The sequence below is a fragment of the Pseudomonas sp. TWR1-1-4 genome (assembly GCF_049897165.1).
Lineage (GTDB): Bacteria > Pseudomonadota > Gammaproteobacteria > Pseudomonadales > Pseudomonadaceae > Aquipseudomonas > Aquipseudomonas canadensis.
The window spans coordinates 324,525-350,431 of the sequence record NZ_JAFCVS010000002.1 but is presented as its reverse complement, the minus strand read 5'-3'; the positions used below and the strand labels follow the sequence as shown (position 1 = coordinate 350,431).

Here is a 25,907-nt window from a genome sequence, read left to right as displayed (position 1 = left end):
CGCGCTGGGGCGCGAAGCGGCCCTAAGTTCAGGCACCGCTGTGTTTCAGTAAGACTGAGGTGTACCGTTTGGGGCGGCTTCGCCCCCCCCAGCGCGGGACAAGCCCGCTCACCACAACAAGCCCGCTCGCAACAGCAGCCCAAACACGGCTCAAGGGTTTTCCAGATCATGACCCAACGACTGGATAAACAACGAAAACAGCTCCGGCTGTGACGAGATATCCAGCTTCGCGTACAAATGCCGACGATGCACCTTCACTGTATCCGGCGAGATGTTCAGCCGCTCGGCCATGGCCTTGGATGAAAACCCGCGCAACACCAGGCGGGCGATCTCCAGCTCGCGGTCCGAGAGCACGCCGCAACCGAACTGACTCAACGCATCCCTGATCTGACTGTCCATCGCCGGCGCACGCTGGGTGCTTTGCTGCCAGTGCTGTTGCATCAGCGGTAATACCCAGGCGGCCACAGTGGTCATCAGCCCGGTTTCTTCAAAACTGAAGCGTCGTTGCATGCCCAGCGACAGCGATAACGTCCCCGCGCCCGGCAATTGCAAGATGAACTGCACCTCGTCTTCCAGCACGTTGTCATGGAAGTAATTGAGGAAGTATTCACTCTGGCGAAAATGATCCGGCGCCACTTCCTCCAGGCGGTACACGCCGCTGGCATAGCCCTCGCGACAGGCCTGGAAAAACGGGTCGAGCAAATACAAGCCATTGAGGTACACCAGCATCGACGCTGGTTTGCTGCTGGGTTGGGCGTCGTATTCTTCGAGGGCCTGGGGCGGGCCATCCACCGGGTAGTAGATCGCCAGGGCGTTATCAAAGGGCAGGCACTGATGCAGCAACAACACAAGCTGTTTCCAGAAGCGCTCGGTGCCGATGTGCGCGACGGTGCGGCCCAAGCCGGCGTGCATGCCGACTTCTCGAAACAGGCTCATATGACAGGCTCCCACCGCAAAAGATCGGCCAAGGGTTCGGCTTTTGCCGGGTGGCGTCAAGGGGAGTACGCCAATAGGGGAATTGGCCGACATGAGCGTCGTATTTATTGTCCTCATCATTCAGCGGGAAACATATCCCGCAATTATCAGACGTTTCGTTTCTGCCTCACACCAAGAACAACGACAGAGGATAACGATATGAGCACTTCCCCCACGCCCGACGGCGTGCTGAAACCCACCTTGAGTGTCTTCGATGTGGTCGCCATTACCGTGTCGGCGGTGACGCCGGCCAGTTCCGTATTTGTGATCGCGCCCTTTGCCATCCAACAGGCCGGTAGCGGCGTGTTCCTGGCGTTTGTGATGGCGGGTTTGCTCGCGTTGATGTTTGCCTTTTGCTACGCCGAACTGGGCCGCGCCCACAACAGCGCAGGGGGCGAGTATGTGTACGCCAAGCGCGTATTTGGTGGCATGGCGGGCTATGCGACGTTCCTGACCGTGCTGGTGATGTTGCTGTTTATCCCGCCAGTTCTCGCCACGGGCGCGGCAACCTATCTGAATAACGCCCTTGGCACGAAGTTCGATTCCCAGACCGTCGCGTTGGTGATTGTGGTGTGCAGTTACGCCTTGGGCATTCTCAATATCAAGCTGAATGCCTGGATCACCGGCACCTGCCTGTTACTGGAAGTCGCGGCGTTGCTGGTGATCGTCGTCATTGGTTTCGGCAACCCGGTACAGCCGGCCAGCGTGCTGTTCCAGCCGCAAATCGTCGAAAACGGCGTGCTGCACCTGGCGCCCTGGGCCCTGGTGATCGGCGCGGTGGGCATCGGCCTGTTTTCCTACAACGGCTATGGCCCAGCAGTGTTGCTGGCTGAAGACATGAAATGCGGCGGCAAAGGCGTGCACAAGGCAGTGCTGTGGTCCTTGGGCTTGGTGGTGATCATCGAACTGGTGCCGATCACCGCGCTGTTGATCGGTGCGCCATCGCTCAGTGAGATGATCAGCAGCCCGGACCCCATCGGTTACCTGTTGACCAGCCATGGCAATGAAACCCTCTCGCGGCTGGTCAGTGCCGGGATCTTCCTGTCGGTGTTCAATGCGATTGTCGCGATCGTGATCCAGATTGGCCGCGTGGTGTTCAGCAGCGGACGCGACGCGCTGTGGACGCCAAGCATCAACAAACTCTTTACACGTATTCACCCACGCTGGGATTCGCCCTGGTTGGCTACGCTGTTCCTGGCGATTCCTTCAGCATTGTTGAGTTTCAGCTCCAACCTGGCCGACCTGACTTCGTTCAGCGTGTTGCTGATCATGCTGGTGTACCTGGTGGTGGCGTTGAGTGCGTTGATGAGCCGGGTGCTGCTGCGTGATCGCGAGCATCCCTATCGCATGCCGCTGTGGCCGCTGCCGGCGTTGGTTGCGGTACTGGGCGCGGGTTATCTGTTGGTCACGCTGGTGGCGGCGGCCTCGATCCGCGACATCATGATCATCATCGGCTTGCTGGCCCTGTCGGTGATTCTGTATTGCATCAGTGGCCGGTCGAGTCCGGTCTTCCAGAAATTGTAAGGAGTGGTTATGCGCGCACGTCAATTGGGCATCACGTTGGGGCTGGGCACGCCCGGTGAGTGGAACGCCATCACCGATGTGCCAGGTGTCCGGGTCGGGCACAGCACGATCAAGACACTTATCGACGGCAAGCACGTGCGTACTGGCGTCAGCGTGATCCAACCGCGTGCTGGCGAGGCACGCCAGCAACCGTGCTTTGCCGGCTATCACGTGCTCAATGGCAATGGCGACGCCACCGGCCTTGAGTGGATCAGCGAAGCGGGGCTGTTGACCACGCCGCTGGCCATCACCAACACCCACAGCATCGGCATTGTGCGCGACAGCCTGATCGCCCTGGAGCGCGAGCGCCTGGCGGACCCGGCGGTGTACTGGTGCATGCCGGTGGTGATGGAAACCTATGACGGCCTGCTCAATGACATCTGGGGCCAGCATGTCGGCCCCGAGCATGTGCGCGAAGCCGTGGACAACGCCGAAACCGGCCCGGTGCAGGAAGGCGCAGTCGGCGGCGGCACCGGCATGATCTGCCATGAATTCAAAGGCGGCATCGGCACGGCCTCGCGGCGCCTGCCGGCGGAACAGGGTGGCTGGACTGTCGGCGTGCTGGTGCAGGCCAACCATGGCAAGCGCCAGGAACTGCGGGTGGATGGCTACCCGGTGGGGCGCCAGTTGATGGAAATTTCTTCGCCCTTTGCCGAGCAAGGCACGCCGGGCATGGGCTCGATCGTGGTAATCCTGGCCACCGACGCGCCGCTGTTGCCGCACCAATGCCAGCGCCTGGCGCAGCGCGCGTCCATCGGTATCGCCCGCACTGGCGGCGGCACCGAAGATTCCAGCGGTGACCTGTTCCTGGCCTTTGCCACCGGTAACCAGGATCTGCCGCCAGCGGATTATGGGCGCAAGGGCCTGCCGTTCAGCAGCCCCTTGCAGATGGTCAACAACGACCATATTTCGCCGCTGTTCAGCGCGGCGGCTGAGGCGGTGGAAGAGGCGATCATCAACGCGATCCTGGCTGGGGAGAGCATGCTCACCGATCAAGGTGTCCTGGTGCCCGGACTGGAAGGTGAAACGCTATTGGCGGTATTGCACAAGACGGGCTGGAGTGTGTCCCGGTAATAGGGGGCACGCCAAGTTATTAATACAAGTAGTGGCTGTTTAATGTTGCCAATGACACCCTGCCAATATATTGGATCCATTAACTAACGGCGCCGCTAAATTTGAGCGGCGTTAGTGCTATTTAATATTTAAATAATCGCGCTGCTTTTTTCAGGGCGAAAGCCAATACCGGCCAACAAACACGGCGCTGAACTTGTTTCAGTTGTTTGCTTGCCCGGTTTTAGTGCGGGAAAAGATGTAGACGAAAGATTTCAAGTTGTGTCAGTTTTCTTACGCCTTCAAAAGAGGCGAGTGATAGGACGATCTCGCCCGCGAGGTTCCTATCGAACAAAGACTGATGCACTTGCAAACAAGGAAGTACGTTTATGTCAAAAGTAAAAGACAAAGCTATCGTGTCGGCGGCGCAAGCCAGCACCGCTTACTCGCAAATCGATAGCTTCAGCCATCTGTACGACCGTGGCGGCAACCTCACGGTCAACGGTAAACCCTCGTTTTCCGTGGACCAGGCGGCTGACCACCTGTTGCGTGAAAATGCGGCCTATCGCGACGTGGATGGCAACGGCAAGATCGATCTGACTTACACCTTTCTCACCTCGGCGTCCTCGGCAACCATGAACAAACATGGCATCACCGGGTTCAGCCAGTTCAACACCCAGCAGAAAGCACAGGCCGTATTGGCCATGCAATCCTGGGCGGATGTGGCCAATGTGACCTTCACCGAGAAAGCCTCGGGCGGTGACTTCCACATGACCTTCGGCAACTACAGCGGAGGCCAGGACGGCGCGGCCGCGTTTGCTTACCTGCCGGGCACCAACGACAAGTATCACCAAAGTGGCCTGGACGGCACCTCATGGTACCTGACCAACAGCAGCTACACGCCAAACAAGACGCCGGACCTGAACAACTACGGCCGGCAGACCCTGACCCACGAAATCGGGCATACACTGGGCCTGGACCACCCTGGCGACTACAACGCCGGGACCGGCAACCCTTCCTACAAAGACGCGGACTATGGACAGGACACGCGTGGCTACAGCGTCATGAGTTACTGGAGCGAGAGCAACACTAACCAGAACTTCAGCAAGGGCGGCGTCGAAGCTTACGCGTCCGGCCCGCTGATCGACGACATCGCAGCGATCCAGAAGCTCTACGGCGCCAACTACAACACCCGCGCCGGCGACACCACCTACGGCTTCAACTCCAACACCGGGCGTGATTTCCTCAGCGCCACCTCGAACGCCGACAAGCTGGTGTTCTCGGTGTGGGACGGTGGTGGCAATGACACCTTGGACTTCTCCGGTTTTACCCAGAACCAGAAGATCAACCTCAATGAAACGTCGTTCTCTGACGTTGGCGGCCTGGTGGGCAACGTGTCCATCGCCAAGGGCGTGACCGTCGAGAACGCTTTCGGCGGCGCCGGCAATGACTTGATCATCGGCAACAACGCGGCCAACGTGATCAAGGGTGGGGCCGGCAACGACCTCATCTACGGTGGCGGCGGTGCGGACCAACTGTGGGGCGGCGCGGGCAACGACACCTTTGTGTTTGGTGCCAGTTCCGATTCCAAGCCAGGCGCTGCGGACAAGATCTTTGACTTCACCTCCGGTTCGGACAAGATCGACCTGTCGGGCATTACCAAGGGTGCAGGCCTGACCTTCGTCAATGCCTTCACCGGGCATGCCGGCGATGCTGTACTGAGCTATGCCGCAGGCACCAACCTGGGCACCTTGGCAGTAGACTTCTCCGGGCACGGCGTGGCGGACTTCCTCGTCACCACCGTCGGCCAGGCAGCCGTCAGCGACATCGTGGCGTAATGCACGGGCGCGGCGTTTCGGCGCCGCGCTTTACCGATGGAGCGTGAAGATGCAGCGTTTTTTCACAGTGATCACCCGCGTGTTGCAGGTGATGTTCGTGTCGGCAGGAGCCCACGTCATGGCGAGCAGTCTTGTATTACCCACCACCGCCCAGTTGGCCGGGCATTGGCAGTTGCACCAAAAGGATAAGGTGTGCGCACTTGACCTGCTGGAGCAGGCGAATGCCTTGGACGGCGACCTCGATTGTGTCGCGCAATGGCTCGGTGAGAAACCCCTGACCTGGACACCCACACCGGATGGTATCTGGCTGATGAACGCCGAAGGCAGCGGGATAACCCATCTCAATCGGGAGCAGGCGGACGAGTATAAAGGCCGCACGCCTACGGGCCTGGAAGTTGTATTGCAACGCACACCTTAGTTGTCGTTATAACTATATAACTGAATTTATTAGTTGACCGCTCCGTTGTTTGGGGTTGGGGAAACTATTGCGCGAAATTTGTTTCAGGGAAGATCAGAAACCATGGCGAAGTCCCATGCCGTCGCGCCCTTATTCAAGGCGCTGGGTGAATACAAAAGCATGTTGATCAGTGTTGGCTGTTTCACAGCATTGATTAACCTGCTGATGCTGGTGCCGTCGATTTACATGCTGCAAGTGTATGACCGCGTGCTGTCCTCCCAGAATGAAACCACCCTGGTGATGCTGACCCTGATGGTCGTGGGCTTCTTTGCGTTTATTGGCACGCTTGAGGTCATTCGCAGTTTTATCGTGATCCGCATCGGCAGCCAGTTGGAGCGGCGTTTCAACTTGCGCGTGTACAAGGCCGCGTTCGAGCGCAACCTGCAACGCGGGCAGGGGCATGCTGGGCAGGCGTTGGGCGACTTGACTCATATCCGCCAATTCATCACGGGGCCAGCGTTGTTCGCGTTTTTCGACGCGCCGTGGTTTCCCATTTATCTGTTTGTGATCTTCCTGTTCAACGTGTGGCTCGGTGTGCTGGCCACCGCGGGCGCGGTGCTGTTGATCGCCCTCGCATGCCTGAATGAATACCTGACCAAAAAGCCGTTGGGCGAGGCCAGTGGTTATTCCCAGCAGTCCACGCAACTGGCGACCAGCCACTTGCACAATGCCGAGACGATCCAGGCCATGGGCATGCTTGGTGCGCTGCGCCAGCGCTGGTTTGCGGTGCACTCGCAGTTTCTCGGCTTGCAAAACCAGGCCAGTGATACCGGCTCCGTGGTGACTTCCCTGAGCAAATCCCTGCGGTTGTGCCTGCAATCCTTGGTGCTGGGCCTGGGGGCCTTGTTAGTGATCAAGGGGGACATGACCGCCGGGATGATGATCGCCGGTTCCATTCTGATGGGCCGGGTGCTCAGCCCCATCGACCAGTTGATTGCGGTGTGGAAGCAATGGAGTTCGGCCAAGCTGGCCTACCAGCGGCTGGATGATCTGTTGCGCGAATTTCCGCCGGAAGTCGAGCAGATGAAGCTGCCGCCGCCCAAAGGCCAGGTCAGCTTTGAACAGGTCAGTGCAGGCCCGCCTGGGCGGCGGATGGCGACCTTGCATCAAGTCAGTTTCAACCTGGGCGCGGGTGAAGTGCTCGGTGTGCTCGGCGCCTCGGGCTCCGGTAAATCCACCCTGGCCCGTGTGCTGGTGGGCGTCTGGCCGACGCTGGCCGGAACGGTGCGCCTGGATGGCGCGGACATTCATCGCTGGGAACGCGACGACCTCGGCCCGCACATTGGCTATCTGCCCCAGGACATCGAGCTGTTCAGCGGCAGCATTGCCGACAATATTGCGCGCTTTCGCGAAGCCGACCCCGAGCAGGTGGTGCAGGCGGCGCAGCAGGCTGGCGTGCATGAACTGATCCTGCGCTTGCCCCAGGGCTACGACACGGTGCTGGGTGACAACGGCGGCGGCCTGTCCGGCGGCCAGAAACAACGGGTGGCGTTGGCCCGCGCCCTGTACGGCGGGCCGCGCCTGATCGTGCTGGATGAGCCCAATTCCAATCTCGACACCGTCGGCGAAGCTGCGCTGGCCAGTGCCATCGTGCAGATGAAAGCCCAGGGCAGCAGTGTGGTGCTGGTCACCCATCGTTCGTCAGCGCTGGCCCAGGCCGACAAGTTGCTGGTGCTCAGCGAAGGGCATTTGCAGGCGTTCGGGCCGAGCCAGGAAGTGCTGCGGGCGTTGTCCGGACAGCAAGAGCCGCCCAAGGAGAGACCGGGCGTGAGTTTCAGTCGTCAGTACCAGGCCGGAAGGAATCCAGGCGCATGAGCAACATCACTGTTGAACCACGCTTTAAAGAACACGACGCTAATTTCTTCGCACGCATGGGCTGGTTGCTGACGGTGGTCGGGGCTGGCGGCTTTTTCCTGTGGGCCAGCCTCGCGCCATTGGACCAGGGTATTCCGGTGCAAGGCACGGTGGTGGTGTCGGGCAAGCGTAAGGCGGTGCAAACCCTCAGCCCCGGCGTGGTCAGCCGGATTCTGGTGAAGGAGGGCGAGTGGGTGAAGCAAGGCCAGCCGCTGTTTCGTCTCGACCAGACTCAGCACCAGGCCGACGTGCAGTCCCTGCAAGCCCAGTACCGCATGGCCTGGGCCAGTGTGGCGCGCTGGCAGAGTGAACGTGACAATCAGTCCAGCATCACCTTTCCCACCGAACTCAGCGCCAATCCCGACCCGGCCCTGGCGTTGGTGCTGGAAGGTCAGCGCCAACTGTTCAGCAGCCGTCGCGAAGCCTTTGCCCGTGAACAGGCCGGTATCCGCGCCAATATCGACGGCGCCACCGCGCAGTTGGGCGGCATGCGCCGCGCCCGCAGCGATTTGACCGCCCAGGCGCAGTCCCTGCGTGATCAACTGAGCAATCTGCAACCCTTGGCCGACAACGGCTACATCCCGCGCAACCGGCTGATGGACTACCAACGGCAGTTGTCCCAAGTGCAACAGGATCTGGCGCAAAACACCGGCGAAAGTGGCCGGGTAGAGCAGGGCATCCTCGAGTCACGGCTGAAACTGCAACAGCACAGTGAGGAATACCAGAAGGAAGTACGCAGTCAGTTGGCCGACGCACAACTGCGCAGCCTGACTCTGGAACAACAACTCACCTCGGCCGGGTTCGACCTGCAACACAGCGAAATCAACGCCCCGGCGGATGGCATCGCGGTCAATCTCAGCGTGCATACCGAGGGCGCCGTGGTCCGCGCGGGTGAAACCCTGCTGGAGATCGTGCCCCAAGACACGCGCCTGGAAGTGGAAGGGCGTTTGCCGGTGCATTTGGTCGACAAGGTCGGCACGCACCTGCCGGTCGACATTCTGTTCACCGCCTTCAACCAAAGCCGCACACCGCGTGTGCCGGGGGAGGTCAGCCTGCTTTCCGCCGACCAGATGCTCGATGAAAAAACCGGCGCGGCCTACTACGTGCTGCGCACTACGGTGAGCGAAGCGGCGTTGGAAAAACTCCACGGGCTGGTGATCAAGCCGGGCATGCCCGCCGAGATGTTCGTGCGCACCGGCGAGCGCTCGCTGCTCAATTACCTGTTCAAGCCGCTGCTCGACCGCGCCGGCTCCGCGTTGACCGAGGAATAGACATGAAGCACGTGTTTATCGCCTTGCTGTTGACCAGCGCGAGTGCCCAGGCCGCCATGGGGCCGTTCGATGTGTACGAGCAGGCTTTGCGTAACGATCCGGTGTTCCTCGGTGCCATCAAGGAGCGCGACGCCGGCCTGGAAAACCGCGCCATCGGCCGCGCCGGTCTGCTGCCCAGGCTGTCGTACAACTACAACAAGGGGCGCAACAATTCCGAGGCCCACTTGCCCGATGGGCGCGGCGGTAGCTATCGCGACGACCGCAACTACAACAGTTATGGCTCCACCTTCAGCTTGCAACAGCCGCTGTTCGACTACGAGGCCTACGCCAACTACCGCAAAGGCGTGGCCCAGGCGCTGTTTGCCGATGAAAGCTTTCGCGACAAGAGCCAGGCACTGCTGGTGCGGGTGCTGACGTATTACACCCAGGCATTGTTCGCCCAGGACCAGATCGACATCGCCCGCGCAAAGAAGAAGGCGTTCGAGCAGCAATTCCAGCAGAACCAGCATCTGTTTCAGCAAGGCGAGGGCACACGCACGGATATTCTGGAAGCCGAATCCCGCTACGAATTGGCCACCGCCGAAGAGATTCAGGCCTTGGATGAACAGGACGCGTCCCTGCGGGAGCTGGGCGCATTGATTGGCGTGCAGAGCGTCAACATCCACGACTTGGCCCCGCTGAACCAGGGCTTTGCCGCTTTCACCCTGACCCCGGCCAACTATGACACCTGGCACGAACTGGCGATCAGCAACAACCCCACGCTGGCCTCGCAGCGCCAGGCCCTGGAAGTGGCGCGTTATGAAGTGGAGCGCAACCGCGCCGGGCATTTGCCCAAGGTCACGGCCTATGCCAGCTCGCGTCAGCAGGAATCCGACAGCGGCAACACCTACAACCAGCGCTACGACACCAACACCATCGGCGTTGAAGTCAGCGTGCCGCTGTATGCCGGTGGCGGCATCTCGGCCTCCACCCGCCAGGCCAGTCGTGCCATGGAGCAGGCCGAGTACGAACTGGAAGGCAAAACCCGCGAAACCCTGATCGAGCTGCGCCGGCAGTTCAGTGCCTGTTTGTCGGGGGTGAGCAAGCTGCGTGCGTACCAGAAGGCGCTGGTGTCGGCCGAGGCGTTGGTGGTGTCGACCCAGCAAAGCATCCTCGGTGGCGAGCGGGTCAACCTCGATGCACTCAACGCCGAGCAGCAGCTTTACAGCACCCGCCGCGACCTGGCGCAAGCGCGCTATGACTACCTGATGGCCTGGACCAAGTTGCATTACTACGCCGGCAACCTGCGGGACACCGACCTGGCGAAGGTCGATGAGGCGTTCGGCCCCCTGAAGTAAGCCTCCATAACAACAATAAGGATGGTTTCGATGATCACCGATTCACCCCGTTTCAAACCGTTTACCGCCGGTTCCTTGCTGCTGTTGTCCGTTGCGGCGCAGGCGGCCTATACCGAGACCGGTCAACCGGGGAACGCCGCCAGTTGGCGCTCCACCGAGTTCCAGAGTGACTGGGGGCTTGGGCGCATGAAGGCCGATGAAGCCTACGCCGCCGGCATCACCGGCAGCGGGGTAAAGATCGGTGCGCTGGACTCAGGCTTCGATCCCAATCACCCGGAAGCTTCCAAAGACCGCTATCACGCGGTCACCGCCAGCGGCAGTTACGTGGACGGCGTTCCCTTCAACACCACGGGTGCGCTTAACCCCAACAACGACTCTCACGGCACCCATGTCACCGGTACCATGGGCGCCGCCCGCGATGGCGTGGGCATGCACGGCGTGGCGTACAACGCGCAACTCTACGTGGGCAATACCAACGCCAACGACAGCTTCCTGTTTGGCCCGACACCCGACCCCAAATACTTCAAGGCGGTGTACAGCGCCTTGGTGGACTCCGGTGTGCGGGCGATCAACAACAGCTGGGGCAGCCAGCCCAAGGACGTCAGTTACCGGACCCTTGCCGACCTGCACGCGGCCTACGCCCAGCACTACAACCAGGGCACCTGGCTGGATGCGGCGGCGGACGTGGCCAAGGCCGGTGTGATCAATGTCTTCAGCGCCGGCAACAGTGGTTACGCGAATGCCAGCGTGCGCTCGGCGTTGCCGTATTTCCAGCCGGAACTGGAAGGGCACTGGCTGGCGGTGTCGGGGCTGGACAAGGCCAACAACCAGAAATACAACCAGTGCGGCATTGCCAAATACTGGTGCATTTCCACCCCCGGTGCGTTGATCAACAGCACCATTCCCGACGGCGGCTACGGCGTGAAGTCCGGCACCTCGATGTCGGCGCCCCATGCGACCGGCGCGTTGGCACTGGTGATGGAGCGCTACCCCTATATGACCAACGAGCAGGCGTTGCAGGTGTTGTTGACCACCGCCACGCAGCTCGATGGTTCCATCACCCAGGCGCCCACCACCAGCGTAGGCTGGGGCGTACCGGACCTGGGGCGGGCGATGCACGGCCCGGGGCAGTTACTCGGACCGATGAACGTCAGCCTCGCGGCCGGGCAGGGCGATGTCTGGAGTAACGGCATCTCCGACCAGGCCTTGCTGCAGCGCCAGGCCGAAGACACTGCCGAGCACGGCGCCTGGCAGCAGACCCTGATCGACAAGGGCTGGCAAAACGGCGTGGGCGCCGGCGCCAGCCAGCAGGACCAGACGGACTACGCCATCGGCACGGCACGCGATCAGGCGGCCGCGACGCGGATCTATGAAGGCAGCCTGATCAAGTCCGGCGCAGGTACGCTGGTACTCAGTGGCGCCAGCACCTATCGCGGGGCGACCATTGTCAACGGCGGGCTGCTGGCGGTGAACGGGTCGCTGACGTCTGCGGTGACCGTCAACAGCAACGGCACCCTGGGCGGCTCCGGTCGGATTGCCGCGCTGTCGGTCAACCAAGGCGGCCGTGTGGCTCCCGGCAATTCCGTAGGCACCTTGCAGGTGGCGGGCGACGTGAACCTGGGGGCAGGTTCGACGTATGCGGTGGAACTTACACCTACCAGCAGCGACCGTATCGTCGCCGGCGGCAAGGCGATCCTGGGCGGCGGCAACGTCACCCTGGCGTTGGAAAACAGCCCGACCCTGCTCAGCGGCGCACAGGCACAAAGCCTTATCGGTCGCCAGTACAGCATCCTCCAGGCGGCTGGCGGCATCCAGGGTCAGTTTGGCCAGGTGTTGCCCGACTATCTATTCCTTGGCGGCACCCTCGCTTATGCCACCGACAGCGTGCAGTTGGACGTGGTCCGCAATGACGCCACCTTCGCCAGCGTCGCGGCGACGCGCAACCAACGCAACGTAGCCGCGGCCGCCGAGCAATTGGGCGCGGGCAACCCGGTGTACGAAAGCCTGCTGCAGTCGGAGTCCATTGCGGTTGCGCAACACGGCTTGCAGCAGTTGTCCGGTGAAGTCTACCCGGCGATCGGCGCCATGCTCATCAACGACAGCCTGCAACTGCGCGACGCGGTGGGCGAGCGTTTGCGCCAGGTGCCGGTCGCCGCTGACAGCAACCTGTGGCTCAAGGCACTCGGCGCCTGGGGCAAGACCGACAGCCGCAGTGAGACGGCGGGTTCCACCACCTCCCTCGGTGGTCTGTTGGGCGGCGTCGATGGCGCGCTGGACGAGCAAACGCGTGTGGGCCTGGTCGCCGGTTACAGCGACAGCTCATTGAATATGGGCAGCGGCACGCATTCCTCGGCATCCATCGACAGTTATCACTTCGGTGCGTACGCCGGGCGCGAGCTGGGCGATTGGCGCGTCAGTGCCGGTGGCGCCTACAGCTGGCATCGCGGTGACGTGAAGCGCGACCTGCAATACGGCGCTGTCAGTGGCAAACAAAAATCCAAGCTGGAGGCGCGCACGGTGCAACTGTTCACCGAGGCGGCCTACCGGATCAACCTGCAATCTTTGGCACTGGAGCCCTTCGCCAACCTGGCCTATGTGCACCTGGACAGTGATGGGTTCCATGAAAAAGGCGATGCCGCGGCCCTGGAACGTGGCAGCGATCAGCGGGACGCCGTGCTCAGCACGCTTGGCGTGCGTGCCCTGAAAACCGTTGCCCTCAATGACCACCAGCAGCTGCAGCTCTCCGGTTCGCTGGGGTGGCAGCACAGCCTCACCGCCGTTGAATCCGAAGAGCACTTGGCGTTTGTCGCAGGCGGGCCGTCATTTGCCGTGCGCAGTTCGCCGTTGCTGCGCGATGCCGCGCTGGTCGGTGTGCAGGCCAGCCTGGCGCTGAGCCCGGCCACACGGGTCAACCTTGATTACAGCGGCCAATGGGGTGGCCGGGAGAAAACCCAAGGGGTGGGGCTGAGCCTCAACTGGCAGTTCTGAAGCGATTTACACATGTGCAATAAGAAAACTAAGGAAGGTCACCGTGAAAACACGCAAGTCAGGGTTAACTACCGCCATCCACACCGCCTTGGGCTACCCGCCCAAGGCCAGCCGCAGCGCGCCATACGGTGCGTTGCTGTGTTGCCTGGCAAGCCTGGGAACCGCCCAGGCCGCACCCTATGTGGAAACCGGCAAACTGGGCGATGCCGCCAGTTGGCGCAGCAATGAGTTCAAGGCCGACTGGGGCCTGGGCGCCGTGCATGCCGATACCGCGTACGCCGCCGGGTACACCGGCAAGGGCGTCAAGCTGGGGATCTTCGACCAACCGGTGTACGCCCAGCACCCGGAGTTCGCCAGCCCTGGCAAGGTGGTGACGATTGTCACCGAGGGCATCCGTCAGTACACCGACCCGTACATCCCGGTGAAGGCCGGCGATGCGTTTCGTTACGACGGCACGCCTTCGCTCGGTTCGAACGGCAAGCTGGGCAACCATGGCACCCATGTCGGCGGGATTGCAGCGGGTAACCGCGATGGCGGACCGATGCACGGCGTGGCCTTCGATGCGCAAATCATCAGCGCCGAGAACGGTGACCCGGGCCCGGAAGACGGCATCATCCTCGGCAACGATGGCGCAGTGTACAAGGCCGGCTGGGACGCATTGGTCGCCAGCGGCGCGCGGATCATCAACAACAGCTGGGGCATCGGCATTGGTGAGCAGTATGCGAAGGGCGGGCGCGACCCAGCGTTTCCAAATTTCACGGTCAACGAAGCACAGGCACAATTCAACAACATCCGGCCGATCCTCGGAACCATTGCTGGTGGCGCCTACCAGGGCGCGATCGATGCGGCCCGCAGCGGCGTGCTGACGATCTTCGCCGCTGGCAACGACTACAACCGCAACAATCCGGACGCGATTTCCGGGCTGGCGTACTTTGTGCCAGAGATTGCGCCCAACTGGCTCTCCGCCGCGGCGTTGCAGCAGAACCCGGACACCACGAGCGCCGATCCGTATGTGATCAGTACGTTCTCCTCACGTTGCGGCTATGCGGCGAGTTTCTGCGTGTCGGCGCCCGGCACCAAGATCTACAGTTCTGTCATCAATGGCACCAGCCTGGACAACCTCACCACCGACTATGCCAACTTCAACGGCACGTCCATGGCCGCGCCCCACGTGGCCGGCAGTTCGGCCGTGCTGATGCAGCGTTTTCCGTACATGAGCGGCGACCAGATCTCGACACTGCTCAAGACCACCGCTACGGACCTCGGCGCGCCGGGCATCGACTCGTTGTACGGCTGGGGCATGATCAACCTGGGCAAGGCGATCAACGGTCCGGGAATGTTTGTCACGGCCGAAGACATTCCGGCCGAGTTCCGCATTGACGGCGCTTATGGCAGCGGACAGTTTGTCGCGGATTTACCGGGCGTGGGCGCGGTGGTCGATGCCGGCAAGCCGACTCAGCGAATCTGCAACGATGTGCATTGCGGGCTGGACTTGTGGAGCAATGACATCTCCGGGCACGGCGGCCTGACCAAACAGGGCATTGGCACGCTGGTACTCACCGGCGCCAACACCTACAGCGGCCCGACCTTGGTCAATCAAGGCTTGCTGGCCATCAATGGCTCGCTTACTTCGCAGGTGACCGTCAGCCAGAGCGGGGTAGTCGGGGGGGCCGGCCGCATCGGTTCGTTGCTGGCGAAAAACGGCGGCACCGTGGCACCGGGCAACTCCATCGGCACTTTGAACGTCGCAGGGGATGTGACGTTTGAGGCCGGGTCGACCTATGCCGTGGAGCTGTCGCCTACCAGCAGCGACCGCATTGTGGCGGGAGGCACTGCCACCTTGAACGGGGGCACGGTGACCCTCGCGCTGGAAAACAGCCCGACGCTGCTCAGTGGCGCACAGGCGCAAAGCCTGATCGGGCGCCAGTACAATATCCTGCAAGCCGCCGGTGGCATTACCGGCAGCTTTGGTGCGGTGCTGCCCAACTACCTGTTCCTCGGCGGCAACCTGAACTACGCGGCCAACGGCGTGCAACTGGACGTGGCACGTAACGCCAACAGTTTTGCCAGCGTGGGCGCCACCGACAACCAGCGCGCCGTGGCCGCTGCCGCCGAGCAATTGGGCGCCGGCAACGCGGTGTATGAAAGCCTGCTGTTGGCGCCGAATGCGGCGTCGGCACAAGGTGCTTTCCAACAACTGTCGGGGGAGATCTACCCGGCCCTGGAAACCGCTTTGGTGAATGACAGCCGCTATGTGCGCGAAGCCGTGGGCGAACGCCTGCGCAATGGCGAGATGGGGGTATCCAGCGAGACGCTCGACAGTCGTGGCAACGTATGGGTCAAGGCCCTGGGCGCTTGGGGCAAGACCGACAGCCGCAGCGATACAGCCGGCTACACCACGTCCATCGGCGGCATGCTCGCCGGGGTGGACGGTGCACTGGACGAGTCCACGCGCATCGGCCTGGTCGCGGGTTACAGCGACACGTCACTGAATATGGGTAGCGGCACGCATTCCCGTGCTTCGGTCGACAGCTACCACTTCGGCGCCTATGCCGGGCATGAGATCGGCGCCTGGCGCCTGAGCGGTGGCGCCACTTACAGTTGGCACCGCGCAGACGTGAAACGCGACCTGCAATACGGCAATGTCTCCGGCAAACAGAAAGCCAAGGTTGATGCACGCAGCACCCAGGTATTCACCGAAGCGGCCTACCGCATCAACCTGCAACCGTTGGCCCTGGAACCGTTCGCCAACCTGGCCTACGTGCACCTGGACAGCGATGGCTTTACCGAAAAAGGCGACGCTGCGGCGCTGAAAAGTCGTGACGACACACGCGACCAGGTGTCGAGCACGCTGGGTCTGCGTGCCTTGAAAACCTTCAATGTGAATGACCACCAACAGTTGGAGGTATCCGGCACCCTGGGCTGGCAGCACACCCTCAGCAGCACCGATGCCGAGCAACACTTGGCATTTGCCTCGGGCGGCCCGTCGTTTACGGTGGAAAGTGCGCCGATGGTGCGTGACGCGGCGCTGGTTGGCGCACGGGTCAGCCTTGCGCTGAGCAAGGATGCGCGGGTCAACTTTGACTACAACGGCCTGCTGGCCAGCAAAGAAAAAGTCCATGGCGTGGGCTTGAGCCTGGATTGGGCGTTCTGATGGTTTAGCGACCTTTGCGGGTGTCGGCGCCACCGGTGCCCGCAGGTTTGGCTTTCTCTACAACTCCAACAAAAGAGAGGCACTACCAATGGGTATCTTTGACTATAAAAACCTCGGCACCGAGGGCTCCAAAGCGTTGTTCGCCGATGCCATGGCGATCACGTTGTATTCCTACCACAACCTGGATAACGGCTTTGCCGTGGGTTACCAGCACAACGGCCTGGGGTTGGGCTTGCCGGCGACGCTGGTCGGCGCGTTGCTGGGCAGCACAGACTCCCAGGGCGTGATCCCCGGCATTCCATGGAACCCGGATTCGGAAAAAGCCGCGCTGGACGCGGTACAAAACGCCGGTTGGACGCCGATCAGTGCGAGCACCTTGGGTTACGGTGGCAAAGTCGATGCGCGAGGCACCTTCTTTGGCGAAAAGGTGGGCTACACCACGGCCCAGGTCGAGGTGCTGGGCAAATACGATGACGCCGGCAAGTTGCTGGAAATCGGCATTGGTTTTCGCGGCACCTCGGGGCCTCGGGAAACCTTGATCAGCGATTCCATCGGTGACCTGGTCAGCGACCTGCTGGCAGCGCTCGGCCCCAAGGACTACGCGAAAAATTACACCGGGGAAGCCTTCGGTGTTTTGCTCAAAAATGTGGCCGACTACGCCAGTTCCCATGGCCTGAGCGGCAAGGATGTGGTGGTCAGCGGCCACAGCCTGGGCGGGCTGGCGGTCAATAGCATGGCCGATCTCAGCAACAACAAGTGGTCGGGGTTCTACACGGACGCCAATTATGTGGCCTATGCCTCGCCCACCCAGAGCGCCGGCGACAAGGTGCTGAACATTGGCTACGAGAATGACCCGGTGTTCCGTGCGCTGGAGGGTTCGTCCTTCAACCTGTCGTCCCTGGGCGTGCACGACAAACCCCATGAGTCGACCACCGACAATATCGTCAGCTTCAACGACCACTACGCCTCGACGCTGTGGAATGTGCTGCCGTTTTCCATTGTCAATCTTCCGACCTGGGTTTCGCACCTGCCCACCGGTTACGGCGATGGCATGACGCGGGTGCTTGAGTCAGGCTTCTACGAGCAGATGACCCGCGACTCCACCGTGATCGTCGCCAACCTGTCCGACCCGGCGCGGGCCAACACCTGGGTGCAGGATCTCAACCGCAATGCCGAGCCGCACAAGGGCAACACCTTCATCATCGGCAGCGACGGCAATGACCTGATCCAGGGCGGTAAGGGCGCGGATTTTATCGAGGGCGGCAAGGGCAATGACACGATCCGCGATAACAGCGGGCACAACACCTTTCTGTTCAGCGGGCATTTTGGCCAGGACCGGGTGATTGGCTATCAATCGACGGACAAGCTGGTGTTCAAGGATGTGCAGGGGAGTGTGGACTACCGTGAGCACGGTGGGGATACGGTGATCAGTGTTGGCGGGGATTCGGTGACGCTGGTGGGCGTGAGTGGCTGGTCGGGGGAGGGGATGGTTATCGCGTAAGGGAGGCGTGTGGGGGCCTGGCCCCCACACCATTATTCATTAGTCTTCCTTGCGCACGGTGGCCACGTCAGCCGCCTTGACCCGTACATGCTTGCCAGCAATATCAGTGAATTCGTAGAAGCCATCGGCAGTCTTGGTTTTTGGGGTGTCCTTGGTCAAATACTGTGTGCCATTTTGCAGCGTCACTACGGTTTGCGTCGCGCAACCGGCCAATACCAGAAAAGTGAGTGCAACCAGTGGCAGACCCAAATTCTTCATGTTCATAACCCTTACCTTAACCTTGAAAAGTCCCACGCCAGAGGCGCGGGCGACAAATGTTACGCCATCGACTTCACCATCTGATCACTTTTATGCAAAAAGTTGCAGGCACCATTTATCTATTAGCGATTGCAACCTCGCCTTGGCGACGGCACTCTGTATGCATAACCAGTATTTGATCGCTGTACACCATGGCCAATACCCTCGAAGACCCGCTCTATTACCTGCATAACTTCCGCCAGGTCCTGCATTGGCTGGGGCAACGCTATGCCGATCTGCTCGATGCAGACGAACAGCATTTCATTCAGCAATTTGACAGGTTGCCGCAGGCGTCTCAGGCGCTTTTGGTGCGCATGGTGATGCGCAAGGGGGTGCACTTTCGGGCGAGCAAACTCAATTACGTGGAGATCGGCTGCACGCACACCGCTGCTGCGCCATTGCTTGCATTGGGCTGGGTCGACAACAAATCCATGCTGGCTTTTGAAACGCTGTTTGGCTTGCTGCAAAAAGGCGAGATATTCGGCGCGTTCAAGCCGTGGATCGACCAGCCCAGGGGCAGGAAGTCCGATTGGTTGGAAGGGCTGGCGGCACAATTCACCGACAGCCGCAGTTTTGCCGGTTGGTGCCCGGACCTTACCGACACGCTCTTGAGCCTTACTGTGATGGAATTGTGTGATCGCCTGCGCCTGATGTTCTTCGGCAACCTGCATCAGGATTGGTCGGAATTCGTGCTGGCTGACCTGGGCATCTACACCTACGAAAAAGTCGAGTTCTGCGCAGAGTCCCGTGGCCTGCGCAGCCGGGATGATGTGCATGGCTTTCTGTTCCTGCACCAGTGCCAGCAGGCCTTTGAAACCGGTGAAGCGCTGGAGGCGGTGCTGGCCCGGGTCGCAACCCTGAGTACCGACAACCCCTGGCTGGAAAAACGCCGGGCCAAGTTGTTGTTCCAGGTCGGTCAATATTGCGAGCGCATTGCCGAATTGGCGTTGGCGGAACAGATTTACCGCAGCTGTGCCTATCCCGGTGCCCGCTCACGATTGATCCGGGTATTGGAACGTCAAGAGGACTACGGCCAAGCCATGGCCCTGGCGAGCGCCGCCCAACAGGCGCCGGAAAGCGCCGCCGAGCAGCAGCACTTATTGCGTGTCGTGCCACGCCTGCGCCGCAAACTGGGTGAACCGGCCTTGCCGAAAGTGAAGCCACGCCCGGTCGTGCGCCTGGACCTTGCCCTTGCGCTACCCGAACCGCTGATGTCGGTGGAGTATTGCGTGCAGGCTCACCTCAGCGAGCCCGATGGGCCGGTGCACTACGTTGAAAACGGGCTGATCAATTCACTGTTCGGGCTGCTGTGCTGGGACGTGATCTTTACACCGCTGCCGGGTTCATTTTTCCACCCGTTCCAACGCGGTCCCGCAGACCTGCACAGCGAAGACTTCCATCAGCGCCGTGCACCGCTGTTCGCTGCGTGTTTCGAGCAATTACAGGACGAACGCTACAAAACCACCATTCGCCAGCGTTACAGCGACAAGTGGGGGATCCAGTCACCTTTCGTGTTCTGGAACCTGCTCAGCGAAGACCTCTTGGAGCAGGCCCTGGCCTGCCTGCCCGCCGAACACCTGCGCTATTGGTTTGAACGGCTGCTACTGGACATCCGTGCCAACCGCGCCGGTATGCCCGACCTGATCCAGTTCTGGCCGGCGCAAAAAACCTACCGCATGATCGAGGTCAAGGGCCCCGGTGATCGCCTGCAGGACAACCAGCTGCGTTGGCTGGAATTCTGTGGCGAATACCAGATGCCGGTGACCGTCTGCTATGTGCGCTGGGCAGAATCCGCTTGAGCTACAGCGTTGCCGTGCGGGCGCTGTGCGAGTTCACGGCCAAGGTCGGTGACCTCGACCTGCGCTTCACACCGTCGCCCAGCGCCCAAGAAGGCATTGCCGGCCACCGCACCGTCGCCTCACGGCGCAGCGCGCACTACCAGAATGAAGTCGCGCTTGAAGGCGAGTACCAGCAGCTCAAGGTGCGGGGCAGGGCGGACGGCTATGACCCGGACGCCAACCGCCTGGAAGAGGTGAAGACCTATCGCGGCGACCTCGACGCCCAGCCCGCCAACCACCGGCAACTGCACTGGGCCCAGGTCAAAGTGTATGGCTGGCTGATGTGCCAGAAGCTCAACCTGTCAGAGATCAACCTGGCGCTGGTGTACTTCGATATCGTCGGTGAAGGCGAGACGGTGCTCGACCAACGCTTTCAAGCCACCGAACTGGAAACCTTCTTCAACCAGCAATGCGCGCTGTTTCTCGGCTGGGCCGAGCAGGAAATGGCGCACCGCGAAGCGCGCAACAGCGCCGCGCAAACCCTGGCGTTTCCCCATGCCGGTTTCCGTCCTGGCCAGCGCTCGCTTGCCGAGTCGGTGTACAAGGCGGTCAGCACCGGCCGTTGTCTGATGGCCCAGGCGCCGACCGGCATCGGCAAAACCATCGGTACGATCTTCCCTTTGCTCAAGGCCTTGGCGCCCCAGCAACTGGACAAACTGTTCTTTCTCACCGCCAAGACCCCCGGCCGTAAGCTCGCCCTGGATGCTGCCCAAGTGCTGCATGCCAGCAGCCCTGGCCTGCCTTTGCGTGTGCTGGAGTTGGTGGCGCGGGACAAAGCCTGCGAGCACCTGGAAAAAGCCTGTCACGGCGATTCCTGCCCGTTGGCCAGGGGCTTCTACGACCGTCTGCCCGCCGCACGCATCGCGGCTTCCAAGGTGCGCCTGCTGGACCAGCGCACTCTGCGCAATGTGGCCCTGGCCCATGACGTTTGCCCGTATTACCTGAGCCAGGAAATGGCGCGTTGGGCCGACCTGGTGGTCGCCGACTACAATTACTTCTTCGATTTCGGCGCCATGCTGTTCGGCCTGGCCCAGCTCAACCAGTGGCGCGCGGCGGTGCTGGTGGACGAGGCGCACAACCTGGTCGATCGGGCCCGCTCGATGTACAGCGCCAGCCTTGACCAGTACCACCTCAAGACCCTGCGCGATACAGCCCCCGAACCCTTGAAGAAACCCTTGCAGCGCCTCAACCGTGAGTGGAACGCGCTGCACAAGGACCAACTTGCGCCGTACCAGGCCTACACCGCTCGCCCCGAGAAACTGTTGCAGGCCTTGAGCCTGTGCGCCAGCACCATGGGCGAGTACTTCAACGATCACCCCGAGTCTCTCAGCGGCGACCTGCAAAGCTTCTATTTCGAGGTGCTGCAATTCGGCAAGGTCGCCGAATTGTTCAACGAACACTTCATTTTCGATATCAGCAAGCGGCAGTTCAGCGGCAAACGCAGCAGCTCGACCCTGTGCCTGCGTAACGTGGTGCCTGCCGAGTTCATCCGTCCACGGCTGACGGCCGCCCGCAGCAGCGTGCTGTTTTCCGCGACCCTGAGCCCACGGCATTACTACGCCGACTTGCTGGGTCTGCCCGCTGATACGGCGTGGATCGATGTGGAGTCGCCGTTCAAGGCTGAGCAATTGCAGGTACGCATCGTCGATGCAATCTCCACGCGCTTCGTGCATCGCGAGGCCTCGCTGGAGCCTATCGTCGAGCTGATCGCCCGCCAGTACACCCAGCAGCCTGGCAATTACCTGGCGTTCTTCAGCAGTTTCGATTATCTGCAACAAGTGGCGCAGTTGCTGGCCGAGAAACATCCGGCCATTACGCTGTGGCAACAGTCACGCGGCATGGCTGAGGCCGAGCGCCAGGCTTTTCTCGACCAATTCACCGAACACAGCCAGGGCATCGGGTTTGCCGTGCTCGGCGGTGCATTCGGTGAGGGCATCGACTTGCCCGGCACCCGCTTGATCGGTGCATTCATTGCCACCCTTGGCTTGCCCCAGTTGAACCCGATCAATGAACAGATGAAAGTGCGCATGGGCGCGATCTTCGGTGCGGGCTACGACTACACCTACCTGTACCCTGGTATCCAGAAAGTCGTGCAGGCGGCGGGTCGGGTGATCCGCAGCCAGCAGGACCAGGGTGTGGTGATGCTGATCGATGACCGATTTGGCGAGGCTCGGGTACGTCAATTGTTGCCGCGCTGGTGGGCGGTGGCTTGAGTCATTCCTGTCGTCAATGATGCTGGCGGCTTGAGCAGCCATGGTCCACGCTGGGAAAAACCTGCAAAAGGCCATGCCCATGCGCCAGCTCCTCATCAGCGTCAACGGTATTGAGTTAAGTGTTTATAGTGCGGGGCCCGAACAGGGCGCGCCGATCTGGCTGCTTCACGGTTTCCCGGAATGCTGGCACTCGTGGCGCGAGCAAATTCCCGCGCTTGTGGCGGCGGGTTATCGGGTGTTTGCCCCGCAAATGCGCGGTTACGGGCGCAGCAGTTCACCGGCTGAAATTGCCGACTATGACCTGTTGACGCTGTGTGGCGATATCCAGCAGGCCATGAACCACTTCGGCCATACGCAGGTGGTGATGGTCGGCCATGACTGGGGCGCCGTGGTGGCTTGGCATCTGGCCTTGCTTGAGCCTGAGCGTGTCACACGCCTGATCACGATGTCCGTGCCTTTCGCTGGGCGCGCCCGTCGACCGGTGATCGAAATCATGCGCGAGCTGTACGCTGACCGCTTCAACTACATCCTGTATTTCCAGGTGCCGGGCGTTGCCGAGCAGGAGTTGGATGCGGATATCGAGCGCACATTGCGCCTGTTCATGCAGGATCAGGACGTGTTTCTGCAACAGAAGCCGGCGACCGCGACCTTGCTCGAAGGTGTTTCAGCGCCCGGAGCATTGCCGCTGTGGTGCTCCCAGGAGGACCTGGACGTTTATGTGGAAACCTTCGCCGAGCACGGTTTTCGTGGCCCACTGAACTGGTATCGCAACTTCGAACGCAACTGGCAACGCACCGAGTCCCTCGCTGGGCAGAAAGTGCTGCAGCCCACACTGTTCCTGATCGGCGACCGCGACCCGGTCGGGGTCTTCGAAGCCCACACAATCAAACGCATGCCGGATTCAGTGCCGCAGCTTGAGCAGCATGTGTTGGCGAACTGTGGTCACTGGATCCAGAACGAACAAGCCCAACAGGTCAACGCCCTGATGCTCGGCTTTCTAAGGAAAAGGTAAAGGTTGCTCCTCGACCCGGTTGATCCACCAGGCAAATGCTGCGCCCATGCAATTGCAGGATGCGGTGCACGATGCGCAGGCCCAGGCCGCCGTCACGACGGGCGCCGCCGATGGTGAAGGCGCGCAGGAACAAGCCTTCGCGCAGTTCGGCGTCGATGCCTGGGCCGCTGTCGCTGACCGTGACGGCGACGGCCTGGGTTTCAGGCGCGAGCGTCACCTCGATTTCGCCGTTCAGCGGTGTATGGCGCAGGGCGTTATCCAGCAGGTTGGTCAGTACGCGTTCAATCAGGCCCAAGTCCGCCAGCACCGTAGGCACCTGCGGCGGCAACGTCGCGGTGAGGGTGATGCCGCGTGCTTCGGCGGTCAGTTCGAATTTCTGGAAGATGTCCTGCACCAAGTCCGGTAATGAAAACCCTTCGATCACCGGCTGGACAAAGCCATGCTCCAAGCGCACCAGCTCCAGCAATGACTGGGCCAGACCGCCAACCTTGCGGCTTTGGTCCAGGGCAATGCCGAGGTAACGGCGGCGTTCTTCGGGGCTGAGGCTGGCATCCTTGAGCGCCAGGGTTTCCAGATAGCCATGCAGCGAGGCCAATGGCGTGCGCAGGTCGTGGGAGATATTGGCGACCATTTCGCGGCGTTCCTGGTCCTGATGGGTGATGGCGCGCCACTGTTCGCCCAGACGGTTTTCCATTTGCGCGAAGGCGTGATCGAGCACGGCAATTTCATCGCCGCTGGTGAGTTCCGGCACAACGGGTTCAGCCGCTTTGGGTGCACCATTGATGTCGAATTGGCCGACTTTATTGGTCAACTGGCGCAGCGGTCGGGTGATCCAGGTGAACGCAATCAGCCCGGCCAGCAAGCAGAGCAGGGCGACCAGGCCTATGGACCACAGCGCGATCTTCAATGCCATGCCGGTGGCATCCTTGGCGTCATACACGTCATGAGCCTCACCGAGCAGCACGACATAGAGGAAGCCGGTCTGCTGGCCGCCAGCCATGAGTGGTGCGGCGCTGAACACCTTGCGGCCATCGAGGCTGCGCGGGTCATCACCGAGGATCGGCAGCATGAATCCGGCCAGGAAGCGCCGCACGGGCGCGAGGTCGACTCGATCGCGCAGCAGATGACCACTGGGCGCGGCGTTACCGACCACACGGCCATCGATGTCGAGCAGGTAAACCTCGACACTCGGGTTGACCAGCATCAACTGACTGAACAGGTTGCGCACCGCGTCCGGCTTGAGGCCATCGGCGTCCATCAACTGCGTGTCGCGGGCAATGTGCGCCGCCAGGTCGCGGGACAGGCCTTGCACCACCTCCAGTTCATGCATGCGGTTGGAGCGCACCTGCAACCAGGCCGAGGTGCCGCTGCAAATCAGCAGCAATACGGCGAACACCACCGACAGGCGTTGGGTCAGGGTCAGCTTCATGGTGGGCTCTCGGCAAACTTGTAGCCACGGCCCCACACCGTAAGGATGCGCGCCGGGTTGGCCGGGTCGGTTTCGACCTTGGCGCGCAGGCGGTTGATGTGGGTGTTTACCGTGTGTTCATAACCTTCATGGCTGTAGCCCCACACCGCATTGAGCAGGTCCATGCGTGAGAACACCTTGCCTGGTTGACGGGCGAAGAAGTACAGCAGGTCGAATTCCCGTGGCGTGAGGTCCAGGCGCTGGCCTTGCAGGGTAGCGTCACGGGTCAGCGGGTTGATGAACAATTGGCCGAGATCAAGGCTGCCGGCGTCCATCTTCAGGTTGCGCGCCATGGCGTCGACCCGGCGTAACAGCGCCTTTACGCGAGCAACCAGTTCCGGCATGGAAAAGGGTTTGGCGAGGTAGTCATCTGCGCCCAACTCCAGGCCGAGGATGCGGTGCAATTCGCTGGAGCGCGCGCTGGTGATGATGATGGGGGTGTAGCGCGTCATGGCGCGGGCGCGGCGGCAGATCTCTAGGCCGTCGACGCCGGGCAGCATCAAGTCGAGGATCAGCGCATCCCAACCGCCTTGCTCCAACAGGCGCAGACCTTCGGTGCCGTCGGCGCTGTGGACGACGTGGAACTGTTCGTCACGCAGGTGCAGGCAGATCAGGTCGGCGATATGGGCATCGTCCTCGACCACCAGCACACGTTTTGGCTGATCCATGTAAGAGAAACCTTCGCTTGTAGTCCGCGCATTGTGCGGGTTTCGCAACAGTGTAGTTATCACGAATTGTTTAACTCTGCGTGAGGATTCCGCGACCGGCCAGGGTTCAGGATGAAGTCATTGATTTGGCGAAGCGCATGTTGTGGTGAGCGAGCTTGCTCGCGCTGGGCTGCGCAGCGGCCCCTAAAAAAAGCGGGAGCGCTGCGCACTCCAGCGCGGGGCAAGCCCGCTCACCACAGGTTCATCGCTAGTCATCAGGCCAATGTGTTTAGGAGAACTCTATGTACTCACGCCGACAATTACTCCTGTACACCAGTCGCGGTGGCGGTCACCTAGGGCACGTGTTCGATGACGGCCCGCCACCCACCGGCCTGCGCTACTGCATGAACGGCGCCGCCATGACGTTCACGGCGACTTAAGCCG

17 protein-coding genes and 1 pseudogene are annotated in these 25,907 nt (G+C 61.4%); 14 read left to right on the top strand and 4 right to left on the bottom strand.

The window, feature by feature from the left end; genetic code table 11:
• Positions 1-150 precede the first annotated feature (150 nt).
• The gene (locus tag ACP7C6_RS06335; RefSeq protein WP_068933223.1) at positions 151-936 is read right to left on the bottom strand and encodes a helix-turn-helix transcriptional regulator; all 786 of its coding nucleotides are present in this window, start codon (positions 934-936) and stop codon (positions 151-153) included.
• A gap of 198 nt (positions 937-1,134) precedes the next feature.
• On the opposite strand from ACP7C6_RS06335, the gene ACP7C6_RS06330 reads away from it, so the two are divergent.
• The 10 genes from ACP7C6_RS06330 to ACP7C6_RS06285 all read left to right on the top strand — a co-directional run bounded on the left by ACP7C6_RS06330 (position 1,135) and on the right by ACP7C6_RS06285 (position 17,988).
• On the top strand, positions 1,135-2,499 hold the full coding sequence (locus ACP7C6_RS06330) for an APC family permease (RefSeq protein ID WP_028616098.1): 1,365 nt from the start codon (positions 1,135-1,137) through the stop codon (positions 2,497-2,499).
• Between the two features lie 9 nt (positions 2,500-2,508).
• On the top strand, positions 2,509-3,612 hold the full coding sequence (locus ACP7C6_RS06325) for a P1 family peptidase (protein WP_028616099.1): 1,104 nt from the start codon (positions 2,509-2,511) through the stop codon (positions 3,610-3,612).
• A 365-nt stretch (positions 3,613-3,977) separates the two neighbouring features.
• Entirely contained in the window at positions 3,978-5,426 is a 1,449-nt protein-coding gene (locus ACP7C6_RS06320; protein WP_068933220.1) for a serralysin family metalloprotease, read from the top strand.
• A gap of 49 nt (positions 5,427-5,475) precedes the next feature.
• Complete coding sequence (locus ACP7C6_RS06315) at positions 5,476-5,844, top strand: AprI/Inh family metalloprotease inhibitor (RefSeq protein ID WP_426108432.1); 369 nt, start codon at positions 5,476-5,478, stop codon at positions 5,842-5,844.
• Between the two features lie 102 nt (positions 5,845-5,946).
• Positions 5,947-7,698, top strand: a complete 1,752-nt coding sequence (locus tag ACP7C6_RS06310) for a type I secretion system permease/ATPase (RefSeq protein WP_122685118.1) — start codon at positions 5,947-5,949, stop codon at positions 7,696-7,698.
• On the top strand, positions 7,695-9,008 hold the full coding sequence (locus ACP7C6_RS06305) for an HlyD family type I secretion periplasmic adaptor subunit (protein WP_028616103.1): 1,314 nt from the start codon (positions 7,695-7,697) through the stop codon (positions 9,006-9,008). The genes ACP7C6_RS06310 and ACP7C6_RS06305 overlap by 4 nt, the downstream gene beginning before the upstream one ends.
• A gap of 2 nt (positions 9,009-9,010) precedes the next feature.
• Positions 9,011-10,345, top strand: a complete 1,335-nt coding sequence (locus ACP7C6_RS06300) for a TolC family outer membrane protein (RefSeq protein WP_028616104.1) — start codon at positions 9,011-9,013, stop codon at positions 10,343-10,345.
• Between the two features lie 30 nt (positions 10,346-10,375).
• Positions 10,376-13,333: an autotransporter domain-containing protein gene (locus ACP7C6_RS06295; protein ID WP_426108431.1), complete on the top strand. Its 2,958-nt coding sequence runs from the start codon at positions 10,376-10,378 to the stop codon at positions 13,331-13,333.
• A 43-nt stretch (positions 13,334-13,376) separates the two neighbouring features.
• Positions 13,377-16,487, top strand: a complete 3,111-nt coding sequence (locus tag ACP7C6_RS06290) for an autotransporter domain-containing protein (protein ID WP_426108430.1) — start codon at positions 13,377-13,379, stop codon at positions 16,485-16,487.
• Positions 16,488-16,575: 88 nt separating this feature from the next.
• Positions 16,576-17,988, top strand: coding sequence for a polyurethane esterase (locus tag ACP7C6_RS06285; protein ID WP_236320951.1), 1,413 nt, complete (start codon positions 16,576-16,578; stop codon positions 17,986-17,988).
• Positions 17,989-18,027: 39 nt separating this feature from the next.
• Here ACP7C6_RS06285 and ACP7C6_RS06280 read toward each other — a convergent pair whose 3' ends face one another.
• A complete protein-coding gene (locus ACP7C6_RS06280; protein ID WP_028616108.1) occupies positions 18,028-18,252 on the bottom strand; it encodes a YgdI/YgdR family lipoprotein in 225 nt (74 codons plus the stop codon).
• Between the two features lie 185 nt (positions 18,253-18,437).
• Here ACP7C6_RS06280 and ACP7C6_RS06275 point away from each other — a divergent pair, with 185 nt between their 5' ends.
• The 3 genes from ACP7C6_RS06275 to ACP7C6_RS06265 all read left to right on the top strand — a co-directional run bounded on the left by ACP7C6_RS06275 (position 18,438) and on the right by ACP7C6_RS06265 (position 23,348).
• Positions 18,438-20,084 carry a VRR-NUC domain-containing protein gene (locus tag ACP7C6_RS06275; RefSeq protein ID WP_323985809.1) on the top strand — a complete coding sequence of 549 codons (1,647 nt, stop codon included), beginning with the start codon at positions 18,438-18,440 and terminating at the stop codon, positions 20,082-20,084.
• Positions 20,081-22,336 (top strand): ATP-dependent DNA helicase, encoded by a 2,256-nt coding sequence (locus ACP7C6_RS06270; protein WP_122726976.1) that lies wholly within the window; start codon positions 20,081-20,083, stop codon positions 22,334-22,336. Before ACP7C6_RS06275 ends, ACP7C6_RS06270 begins: the two co-directional genes overlap by 4 nt.
• Before the next feature lie 79 nt (positions 22,337-22,415).
• The gene (locus ACP7C6_RS06265; RefSeq protein WP_426108429.1) at positions 22,416-23,348 is read left to right on the top strand and encodes an alpha/beta fold hydrolase; all 933 of its coding nucleotides are present in this window, start codon (positions 22,416-22,418) and stop codon (positions 23,346-23,348) included.
• Here the strand turns inward: ACP7C6_RS06265 and ACP7C6_RS06260 are convergent.
• A complete protein-coding gene (locus ACP7C6_RS06260) occupies positions 23,311-24,777 on the bottom strand; it encodes a sensor histidine kinase (protein ID WP_426108428.1) in 1,467 nt (488 codons plus the stop codon). The genes ACP7C6_RS06265 and ACP7C6_RS06260 overlap by 38 nt on opposite strands.
• Positions 24,774-25,484: a response regulator transcription factor gene (locus ACP7C6_RS06255; protein ID WP_028616113.1), complete on the bottom strand. Its 711-nt coding sequence runs from the start codon at positions 25,482-25,484 to the stop codon at positions 24,774-24,776. Before ACP7C6_RS06255 ends, ACP7C6_RS06260 begins: the two co-directional genes overlap by 4 nt.
• A gap of 317 nt (positions 25,485-25,801) precedes the next feature.
• On the opposite strand from ACP7C6_RS06255, the pseudogene ACP7C6_RS06250 reads away from it, so the two are divergent.
• Positions 25,802-25,903, top strand: a pseudogene (locus ACP7C6_RS06250) (peptide-methionine (R)-S-oxide reductase); the annotation flags it as partial.
• Positions 25,904-25,907 lie beyond the last annotated feature (4 nt).

Bases quoted from the DNA above. Each gene is read 5' to 3' on its own strand.
- ACP7C6_RS06310 (WP_122685118.1), top strand. From the start codon at position 5,947: ATGGCGAAGTCCCATGCCGTCGCGCCCTTATTCAAGGCGCTGGGTGAA.
- ACP7C6_RS06305 (WP_028616103.1), top strand. From the start codon at position 7,695: ATGAGCAACATCACTGTTGAACCACGCTTTAAAGAACACGACGCTAAT.
- ACP7C6_RS06335 (WP_068933223.1), bottom strand. From the start codon at position 936: ATGAGCCTGTTTCGAGAAGTCGGCATGCACGCCGGCTTGGGCCGCACC.
- ACP7C6_RS06280 (WP_028616108.1), bottom strand. From the start codon at position 18,252: ATGAACATGAAGAATTTGGGTCTGCCACTGGTTGCACTCACTTTTCTG.
- ACP7C6_RS06255 (WP_028616113.1), bottom strand. From the start codon at position 25,484: ATGGATCAGCCAAAACGTGTGCTGGTGGTCGAGGACGATGCCCATATC.
- ACP7C6_RS06285 (WP_236320951.1), top strand. From the start codon at position 16,576: ATGGGTATCTTTGACTATAAAAACCTCGGCACCGAGGGCTCCAAAGCG.
- ACP7C6_RS06300 (WP_028616104.1), top strand. From the start codon at position 9,011: ATGAAGCACGTGTTTATCGCCTTGCTGTTGACCAGCGCGAGTGCCCAG.
- ACP7C6_RS06320 (WP_068933220.1), top strand. From the start codon at position 3,978: ATGTCAAAAGTAAAAGACAAAGCTATCGTGTCGGCGGCGCAAGCCAGC.
- ACP7C6_RS06315 (WP_426108432.1), top strand. From the start codon at position 5,476: ATGCAGCGTTTTTTCACAGTGATCACCCGCGTGTTGCAGGTGATGTTC.
- ACP7C6_RS06275 (WP_323985809.1), top strand. From the start codon at position 18,438: ATGGCCAATACCCTCGAAGACCCGCTCTATTACCTGCATAACTTCCGC.
- ACP7C6_RS06260 (WP_426108428.1), bottom strand. From the start codon at position 24,777: ATGAAGCTGACCCTGACCCAACGCCTGTCGGTGGTGTTCGCCGTATTG.
- ACP7C6_RS06265 (WP_426108429.1), top strand. From the start codon at position 22,416: ATGCGCCAGCTCCTCATCAGCGTCAACGGTATTGAGTTAAGTGTTTAT.
- ACP7C6_RS06330 (WP_028616098.1), top strand. From the start codon at position 1,135: ATGAGCACTTCCCCCACGCCCGACGGCGTGCTGAAACCCACCTTGAGT.
- ACP7C6_RS06325 (WP_028616099.1), top strand. From the start codon at position 2,509: ATGCGCGCACGTCAATTGGGCATCACGTTGGGGCTGGGCACGCCCGGT.
- ACP7C6_RS06295 (WP_426108431.1), top strand. From the start codon at position 10,376: ATGATCACCGATTCACCCCGTTTCAAACCGTTTACCGCCGGTTCCTTG.